Below are 994 nucleotides of genomic sequence, written 5' to 3'. Positions count from 1 at the left end.
TGATGGTCGAGGTCTTCGCCCAGATCGACAAGGAGGAGATCGACCCCATCCTCAGTATCACGACGAAAGCCGCCTGATCATGACCTCAGGCCATCGCGGAAATTACACCACCTTGACGGACGCTACCACGCGAGCCACGCGAGTACCTGTACCGCAAATCGACCAGAAACAAGGTGAGGTCGACCCGAAGCCTGGGGCCGCGATCCGACAAGACAGACGCCATTCTTGCGCATTTTCTGCGACAGAAGCAGTAAAATGGTGGCCACAGAGGCGGTCCCAGAAAACTGAACAGCGAGCGTAAGTGGATTTTCCGCGCGAACGCAGCATGATGCTGCCAGCGAGGGACAGACCATGGCAAAGCGACCGCGCCGCAACCACAGCCCGGTGTTCAAGACAAAAGTGGCGATTGCCGCGATCAAGGGCGAGCAGACCATGATCGAGCTTTCGCAGGAGTTCGACATTCACCCCATCCAGATCAAGCAATGGCGGGATCAGCTGCTCGAAGGTGCGACCGGCGTCTTTGGCGAGGCTACAAAGCCTGCGGCAGAGCCGGTGATCGACGTGAAAACGCTGCACGCGAAGATCGGCGAACTGACGTTGCGAGCAAGATTTATATGTGGCGCTTTCTGTCAAGCGGGACATTAACCACCGGCAGCGGTCGCTAGCATTACGGTTGCAATTTTAGACGCATATGTGCGAGCCTTGCGGCGGCTTGATGGGTTCTTCTCCAGATTGACCAGGCGATGATCTGAGTTTCCTGGATCTGACGCTGGGCCATGCGGTTCGCGATGCGCCGGATTTCCTGGATCGACCAGCGGATCAGTTCTGGCGTTCTGCCCTCGTCTTGCGCATCGTTTTTTTGGGTGGGAGAGTGTCCGATCTTCTGTGTATGATTGATCCGGTCCATGCTTCACCGAAAGGAAGCATGCATGACGATCTCCAAGGAACTTCTGGATGAACTGCTGAAGGGTGTTGAGCGCCCTGAGGATCTGCT

Annotated in this window: 1 protein-coding gene and 1 pseudogene; one reads left to right on the top strand and one right to left on the bottom strand. The window is 56.5% G+C overall.

The genetic code is table 11. From position 1 onward, the window contains the following. Nucleotides 1–351: 351 nt before the first annotated feature. Nucleotides 352–612, top strand: a pseudogene (locus tag IB235_RS24770) (transposase); the annotation flags it as partial. A gap of 29 nt (nucleotides 613–641) precedes the next feature. Here IB235_RS24770 and IB235_RS24765 read toward each other — a convergent pair. After that, nucleotides 642–994, bottom strand: a 353-nt coding sequence (locus IB235_RS24765) for a hypothetical protein (RefSeq protein WP_225612626.1), incomplete at its 5' end; no start/stop codon positions are given.

This window comes from Paracoccus sp. PAR01, assembly GCF_014851995.1.
Lineage (GTDB): Bacteria > Pseudomonadota > Alphaproteobacteria > Rhodobacterales > Rhodobacteraceae > Paracoccus > Paracoccus litorisediminis.
This window is presented reverse-complemented; position numbering and strand designations above follow the sequence as displayed.